Annotated in this window: 6 protein-coding genes; 3 read left to right on the forward strand and 3 right to left on the reverse strand. The window is 63.8% G+C overall.

Annotated features, from left to right (window positions below; translation table 11 throughout):
- Positions 1–596: phosphoribosylformylglycinamidine cyclo-ligase (locus AC1D1X_RS10620; RefSeq protein ID WP_477698254.1), on the forward strand; the 596-nt coding region annotated here is incomplete at its 5' end.
- A 169-nt stretch (positions 597–765) separates the two neighbouring features.
- Positions 766–1,743, forward strand: coding sequence for a division plane positioning ATPase MipZ (locus AC1D1X_RS10625; protein ID WP_477671387.1), 978 nt, complete (start codon positions 766–768; stop codon positions 1,741–1,743).
- 33 nt (positions 1,744–1,776) lie between these two features.
- On the opposite strand, the gene metE is transcribed toward AC1D1X_RS10625, so the two are convergent.
- On the reverse strand, positions 1,777–4,125 hold the full coding sequence (gene metE / locus AC1D1X_RS10630; RefSeq protein WP_477671386.1) for a 5-methyltetrahydropteroyltriglutamate--homocysteine S-methyltransferase: 2,349 nt from the start codon (positions 4,123–4,125) through the stop codon (positions 1,777–1,779).
- Between the two features lie 145 nt (positions 4,126–4,270).
- On the opposite strand from metE, the gene AC1D1X_RS10635 reads away from it, so the two are divergent.
- Positions 4,271–5,194 carry a LysR family transcriptional regulator gene (locus AC1D1X_RS10635; RefSeq protein WP_477698255.1) on the forward strand — a complete coding sequence of 308 codons (924 nt, stop codon included), beginning with the start codon at positions 4,271–4,273 and terminating at the stop codon, positions 5,192–5,194.
- Positions 5,195–5,290: 96 nt separating this feature from the next.
- Here AC1D1X_RS10635 and AC1D1X_RS10640 read toward each other — a convergent pair whose 3' ends face one another.
- Complete coding sequence (locus tag AC1D1X_RS10640; RefSeq protein ID WP_477698256.1) at positions 5,291–6,142, reverse strand: SirB1 family protein; 852 nt, start codon at positions 6,140–6,142, stop codon at positions 5,291–5,293.
- A 74-nt stretch (positions 6,143–6,216) separates the two neighbouring features.
- Complete coding sequence (murJ, locus tag AC1D1X_RS10645) at positions 6,217–7,782, reverse strand: murein biosynthesis integral membrane protein MurJ (RefSeq protein WP_477698257.1); 1,566 nt, start codon at positions 7,780–7,782, stop codon at positions 6,217–6,219.
- Positions 7,783–7,891 lie beyond the last annotated feature (109 nt).

A 7,891-nucleotide genomic window follows, 5' to 3' on the forward strand; every position in this document is an offset into this window, starting at 1 on the left:
GCATGTACCCCGCGGGCGAATACGACCTGGCCGGCTTTGCCGTGGGTGCGGTCGAAAAGTCCAAAATTTTGACCGGCAAGGACGTGAAGCCCGGCGATGTGGTGCTGGGCCTGGCCAGCAGCGGCGTGCATTCCAACGGTTTCAGCCTGGTGCGCAAGTGCATTGAACGCGCCGGCGCTGCGGCTCCGGCGAAGCTTGACGGCAAGCCTTTCAAGCAGGCCCTGATGGAGCCTACCCGCCTGTACGTCAAGAACGTGCTGGCCGCGCTGGCTGCCCACCCGATCAAGGCGCTGGCCCACATCACCGGCGGCGGCTTGCTGGAAAACATTCCGCGCGTGCTGCCCGAAGGTACGGCCGCCCACCTCAAAAAGGGCAGCTGGCCGCAAACCGAGCTGTTCGCCTGGCTGCAAAAAACCGCCGGTATCGACGACTTCGAGATGAACCGCACCTTCAACAACGGCATCGGCATGGTCGTCGTGGTGGACGCCGCCAATGCGCAAGCCACAGCCAAAACCCTGCGTGACGCCGGCGAGCAGGTGTATGAAATCGGTGTGATCGCACCCAAGGGCGACGGCGCCGCCGTCACGGTCGGCTAAGCCTGCCGCAACCGCCCTCTCGCGCCCCGCGACCTGGGGCTGTCCGCTCCCTCGGCCGGGCCGTTTTGCTACAAAAACACTAGCTGCGTGCGCCCGTGGCGCTTGGGGTCACTGGACTTTTTGTTATTTATGTATCAAACTGTTCCATCGATCCGTCTTTGGAGCAGTCATGCCGGTTATCGCAGTCGTCAACCGCAAGGGAGGCAGTGGCAAGAGCACGCTGGCCGCGCACATCGCCGCCTGGTGCGCTCGCAATGGCAGCTCGGTCATGCTGGGCGACGTAGACCGCCAGCAGTCGGCGCGAAGCTGGCTCAAGCGCCGGGACCCCGCGCTGCCCGCCATCGCGCCCTGGGCCGTCGATCAGAAAAACATGCTGCGTGTGCCCACCGGCATCACGCACGTGGTGCTTGACACGCCGGGCGGCATGCACGGCTTTGAGCTGGCGCGCGTGGTGATGTTTGCCGATGTCATCGTCATGCCGGTATGCAATTCAATGTTTGACCGCGAATCGGCCGCGCAGTGCCACGCCGAGCTGATGGCGTTGCCGCGCGTGGCCAGCGGCCGCTGCCGGCTCGCCACGGTGGGCATGCGCATCGACGGGCGCACCAGCGCCGCAAAAACGCTGCAGGCGTGGTCTGAGAGCCTTGGCATGCCTTTCCTGGGCGCCCTGCGCGAAACCCAGCTGTATGTACGCAGCCTGGAGCGCGGCATGACGATATTTGACCTGCCGGCCAGCGCCGCAACGCAAGACCTGCAGCAGTGGCAACCGATCCTGGAGTGGCTGCGTCCCACGTTGTATCCGCCGCAAGCCGCCAACGACGCGCCCGAAAGGGGGCACGCGACAGTGCCGGCCAAAGCCCCGGTCCGGATGATCGCGCCCCTGCCTTCGACCGCCGCAACGCTGGGTGCCCGGCTGCTCAACCCACCGCCCGCAGCCAAAGCCGCGTCCACGCGCCTGGGCAGCTCGCTTCCCAACAGCCTCATGCCCGCACAGGAATCCCTGGTGCATGGCGCGCGCATGTCCGCACAAAGCACCGCACGCGCGGTCGGCCGGCCTGTGCAGGTCAGCACGGCGCCGGCCATGTCGCGCAATGTGGACTCTCCTGACGGCATGCAGATTCCGCATTTCCTCAAGCGCGGCACCTGACTCGCCCTTCCTCCCGGCGTCCGGCGCACCGCGTCAGGAGGCCGCCAGCTCCTTGCGCACTTCTTGCGCGGCCCGCACCATGTTGCCGAGCGCCGCTTCGGTTTCCGGCCAGCCCCGCGTTTTCAGCCCGCAGTCGGGATTGATCCAGAGGTTTTCCGCCGGGATCACGCTGGCGGCCTTTCGCAGCAAGCGCACCATGGCGTCCACGGTCGGAACGCGCGGTGAATGGATGTCATACACGCCCGGCCCGATTTCATTGGGATACCTGAAGGCGCCAAAGCCGCGCAGCAGTTCCATGTCGGAGCGGCTGGTCTCGATGGTGATCACGTCGGCGTCCATTGCGGCGATTTCCGGCAGGATGTCGTTGAATTCGGCGTAGCACATGTGGGTGTGGATTTGCGTCTCGTCGCGCACACCCGAGGCACTGATGCGAAAAGCCCGCGTGGCGGCGCGCAGGTACGCGGCCCAGCTCGCACGGCGCAGCGGCAAYCCTTCGCGAATGGCCGGCTCGTCGATCTGGACGATGCCGATGCCGGCCCTCTCAAGGTCCACCACCTCGTCGCGTATGGCCCACGCGATCTGCTCGCAGGTCAGGCTGCGCGGCTGGTCGTCGCGCACAAAGGACCATTGCAGGATGGTGACGGGGCCGGTCAGCATGCCTTTCATCGGCAGCTTCGTCAGGCTCTGCGCATGGGCCGTCCATTCGACCGTCATGGGTACAGGCCTGGCCACATCGCCGAAGATCACCGGCGGCTTGACGCAGCGCGAGCCGTAGGACTGCACCCAGCCGTTGGCCGTGAAGGCAAAGCCGTCAAGCTGCTCGCCGAAGTACTCGACCATGTCGTTGCGCTCGGCTTCTCCATGCACCAGGACGTCAAGGCCCAGTGCCTCCTGCTTGCGTACCGCCAGCGCAATCTCGGCTTCCATCTTTTCACGGTAGCCCGCCGCGCCGAGTTCGCCGCGTTTGAACGCTGCGCGCGCAGCGCGGATCTCCGGCGTCTGCGGGAAGGAACCGATGGTGGTGGTGGGCAGCGGCGGCAGCGCAAGGCGGGCGCGCTGCAGGGCCTGGCGCACCGGAAAAGGTGAGCTGCGGCTATCGTCGCCTGCAACGCTGCGTGCAAGACGCAATGCCACGTCGGCCCGGTGCACACGGGGGCTGCGCCGGCGCGCCGCAACAGCCGCGCGGGCTGAAGCGAGCTCCCTGGCAACCGGAGACTCTTCTCCCGTGAACGCCGCGCGCAACATGCGCAGTTCGCCCAGTTTTTCCACCGCGAATGCTAACCAAGAGCGCAATTCCGCATCCAGCGCGCTCTCGGCTGCAAGGCTGAAAGGCACGTGCAGCAGCGAGCAGGAGGGTGCGATCCAGAGTTCGCCCTGGTGCCTGGCTGTCACCGCGCGCAGCTTCGCCAGCGCCATGTCGGGGTCTGTGCGCCAGATGTTGCGGCCGTCCACAATACCCACCGACAGCACCTTGTGCGCAGGCAGCCAGTCGGCCACCCCCACCAGTTCCTCGGGTGCACGCACCGCATCGACATGCAAGCCCGCCACCGGCAACTGGCAGGCCAGCCTCAGGTTGTCGGCCAGCGGCGAAAAGTAGGTGGCCAGCAGCAGCTGGGGTGCGTTGCGGGCCAGCTGCGAATAGCTGCGCTCAAAGGCGTAGCGCCACCGCTCGGGCAAATCCAGGCCCAGGATGGGCTCGTCCATCTGCACCCACTCCACACCTTGCGCCTTCAGCCGCCGGAGAATCTTCGCATACACCGGCAATAGTTTGTCGAGCAGGCTGAAGCGGTCAAAGCCGGGCTCATCGCCGCCTGTCTTTTCCTTGCCAAGCCACAGAAAACTCAGTGGCCCGAGCAGCACCGCCTTGACCCGGTGGCCAGCGCCCTGGGCCTGCGTCACTTCATCGAACAGGCGCTCCGAAGCAAGGCTGAATTGCGTGGCCGCATTGAACTCAGGCACCAGGTAGTGGTAATTGGTGTCAAACCATTTGGTCATTTCCAGCGCGAAGCTGCCACCGCCCGCCTTGCCATCCGCGCACGCACAGTCGGCACTGTGTGCAGGGTCGCTGTGTGCATTCACGCCGCGCGCCATGGCGAAGTAGCGGCTGAGCGAAGGCTCCCGGCCGGTGAAGCCAAAGCGCGCCGGCTCGCAACCCAGCATCTGGATGTGATTGGCCACGTGGTCGTAAAAAGCGAAGTCGCCTACCGTGGCAAAGTCCAGCCCGGCTTCTTTCTGCACGGCCCAGTGCCGCTCGCGCAGGCCGGCTCCGGTGGCTTCCAGTGCAGCCAGGTCAATCTCGCCGCGCCAGTGTTTTTCGAGCGCGAATTTCAGTTCCCGGTTCGCGCCCATGCGCGGAAAACCCAGGGTATGTGTGTGGACCATCCAGTTATCTCCCAATGCAAATCAATCACAGAAGAACGCATGGTCGGCCAGATTCAACTATTATTCAAACGAAAGATATTGCCTTTCAATATGAAAATAATTGATTCACCGATTAATCTGCTGATCGATCTGCAGGGAATAACTGATGAGCCCGTCCATCCTTGAACTGCGCCACCTGCGCACGCTGATCGCCCTGCGCGACAGCGGCAGCCTGGTGCGCGCGGCGCAATTGCTCAACCTCACCCAGTCGGCGCTCTCGCATCAGGTCAAGCTGCTCGAAGAGCGCTACGCCACGCCGCTGTTCGAGCGCAAGTCCGTACCCCCTCAGTTCAGCACCACGGGCCTCAGGCTGCTGGCGCTGGCCGACGCGGTGCTGCCGCAAGTCGAGGAAGCCGAGCGCGATGTGGTGCGGCTGGCCACCGGGCGTTCAGGCCAGTTGCGCATCGCTGTGGAATGCCACACCTGTTTTGACTGGCTGATGCCGGCCATGGATTCGTTTCGCACGCGCTGGCCCGAGGTGGAACTGGACATCGTTTCGGGCTTTCACCCCGACCCGATTGCACTCGTGCTGCAGGACCGCGCCGACATCGCCATCGTCTCCGAAGAAGACGCCAGCGAAACCGTGGATTTCCACCCGCTGTTCCGCTTTGAAATCATGGCGTTGCTGGCGAATGAGCATGCGCTGACGGCCAAAACACATCTCACGGCCAGGGACTTCGCCAACGAGACCCTGATCACCTACCCGGTACCTGACGAAATGCTCGACGTGGTGCRCCAGGTGCTGGAGCCGGCCGGCGTCAAGCCTGCGCGCCGTACGACCGAGCTGACGATTGCCATGCTGCAGCTGGTGGCCAGTGGCCGCGGTATCGCCGCCCTGCCCAAATGGGCCGTGCAAAGTTACCTGGACAGAGGTTACGTGAGCGCAAGGCCGATCGGCAAAAAGGGCCTGACTGGGCGCCTCTATGTTGCTTGCACGCAAGCCATGTCAGGCCGGCCCTGGCTGGAAGACTTTGTGGCGATCACACGGGAAAGCTGCTTTCTCACGCTCAGCGAGATCGAACTTCTTTGAGAGAAAGTGCCTGCAGCGCCCTGCAGACGGGCGCAAGCAGCTATTAAATCAATAGCAACAACCGGAGCAGGCAAACCGGGGACACAGCAGGGAAACTCAGTGGCGGCTTTGGCGCAGCTGGGTCAGCCGCTCGGCCATGGTGTCAATGTCGAGCGCATCTTCGGCGTTGGCAAGATAGATTTCCAGGTCGGCAATGGCCCGCTCGGGCTCGCCATGCGCGGCCCAGGCCAGGCCGCGGTCGCGGTATTCGGTCCATGCTTCCGGCTGCAGAACAATCAGGSGGTCCTGCACGGGGATGAGGCGCTGCCAGTCTTCCTGTGTCTTGTGGATTTCCTTGAGATTGCGCAACATGCGGCTGATGATTTCGCGCGGCGGCGCCGACTGCAGGTACAGCCCCATCGGCACCTCGAACTCTTCGTCGGCGCTGCTGCGTTGCCGGAAAGGCTCCAGCCGCTCGGACAACTCTTCGCGACTGAGCGACTGGCCGCTGAACGGATCAATCACAACCTGGCCTTTGGGCAGGTTGACCTTCACCATGAAATGTCCGGGAAAGGCCACGCCGCGCGCGTTGAGGCCCAAGCCCAGGGCCAGCTCAAGCCACAGCACCGCCAGCGTGATGGGAATGCCGCGGCGTGTGCGCAGCACGGCATTCAGGTAGCTGTTGTCGGGGTCGTAGTAATCGTTGACGTTGCCGCCGAAGTTCAGGTCGTGAAAAAAGAACTGGTTCAATGCCCGCAGGCGCTGCAGCGCGGGTGCGTCGGCAGGCAGGCGGCGCTTGAGGCGGGCCAGCAACTGGTCTACGTCGCCCAGCACCTGCTGCACGTCAAGGTCGGGGTATTCGTCCTGCGCCAGGCTGACGGCGGCCTCCAGCAGGGGGAAATGCTCGTCGCTTTCCACAAGGCTGGAGAAATAYTGCAATGGAGACGGTACGGTCAGATTTAATTGCATACCCTACTGTCTCATAAACCGGCGCAAAAAGGGAATCAAGGAATGCCCTTGAAGAGTCTGAAAAAGGCGACAACTCAGTGTTTCAGAAGTTTTCGCACCTTCAGGCCCGACGCCCATAGCGCTATAAAATAAATAGCGCCTGACGCAAGCAGGACAAGCGCCAGCAGCCCTATTCTCTCCAGATACTGGCCTTTCAAACCGACCCAGTTCACAGCCCCGGCCGCCCACAGCAGGAAAACCGCCAGCAACGCACTGGCACCCACCACCTGTGCCGAAAACATGCCCCAACCGGGCGCCGGCGTGTAGCTGCCGCGCCGCTTGAGCCCCCACAGCAGCCAGAACGCGTTGATGAGCGCGCCAATACCGATGGCCAGCGCCAGCCCCGCGTGTTGCAAAAACGGCACCAGCGCCAGATTGAGCAGCTGTGTCACCACCAGAACGGCCACCGCAATGCGCACCGGCGTCTTGATATCCTGGCTCGCATAAAAACCGGGCGCCAGCACCTTGATGGCCACCAGTCCCAGCAGGCCCGCGCCGTAGCCCATCAAGGCCGTAGTGGTCTGCTGCACGTCGCGGTCGGTAAAAGCACCATAGTGATAAAGCRTGGCAACCAGCGGCTGGGCAAACGTCATCAGGGCCACAGCACAGGGAACAGCCAGCAGCACCACAATGCGCAGGCCCCAGTCCAGCATGGCCGAATAGCGCGCCGCATCGCCGGCGGCTTTGGCGGCCGACAGCTGCGGCATCAGCACCACGCCGATGGCCACACCCAGCATCGCGGTCGGGAACTCCATCAGGCGGTCGGCATAAGTGAGCCAGCTGACGCTGCCGGGCGTGAGGTGCGAAGCGATCTGCGTATTGATAAGAAGCGAAATTTGCGCCACGCTGACACCCAGCAAGGCCGGCACCATGAGCCTGGTGATGTTTTGGGTGGCCGGATCGGCCCAGGCCGCCTTGATCGCAGAAGGGTTCCAGCCAATGCGCGGCAGCAGCCCCAGCCGGAACAGCGCCGGCACCYGCACCGCCAGTTGAAGGATGCCGCCCACCATCACGCCGCCGCCCAGGGCGTAAACCGGCTCGATCCCGTGCGCCTTGAACCAGGGGGCGCCCAGCCAGGCCGCCAGAATCATGGAAAGGTTGAGCAATACCGGCGTGGCAGCCGGCACGGCAAACCGGCGCCAGGTGTTGAGCACGCCCGAGGACAGCGCCACCAGCGACATGAAGCCGATGTAAGGAAACATCCAGCGCGTCATGAAAACGGCGGCTTCGAAACCACGCGCCTCCTGCTTCAGCCCGCTGGCCATGGCCCAGACCAGCACAGGGGCTGCCGCCACGCCGGCCACACAGGTCAAAAGCAGCGCCCAGGCCAGTAAAGTGGCGACCCGGTCTATCAGCAGTTTGGTCTCGGCTTCGCCGTTTTGGGCCTTGCTGGCGGCCAGCACCGGCACAAAAGCCTGGCTGAAAGCCCCCTCGGCAAACAGCCGCCTGAACAGGTTGGGAATGCGAAATGCCACATTGAAGGCATCCGTCATGGCGCTGGCGCCAAAAGTCGAGGCAATCAGCAGTTCCCGCACCAAACCGGTGATTCGGGAGACCAGGGTCAGAAGGGAGACGGTAGAAGCGGATTTGAAAAGTGACACCCCGGGAGTTTATAGCCCCACGGTCGCTAGTCCCGTCCCGTCGCCCTTATAGATGGGCTCTTTACCAGCATGAGCCGTGGAACCGGCTTTGCCGGGCCACAGGCGGGCG

It is taken from the genome of Polaromonas sp. P1_G4 (assembly GCF_056405475.1).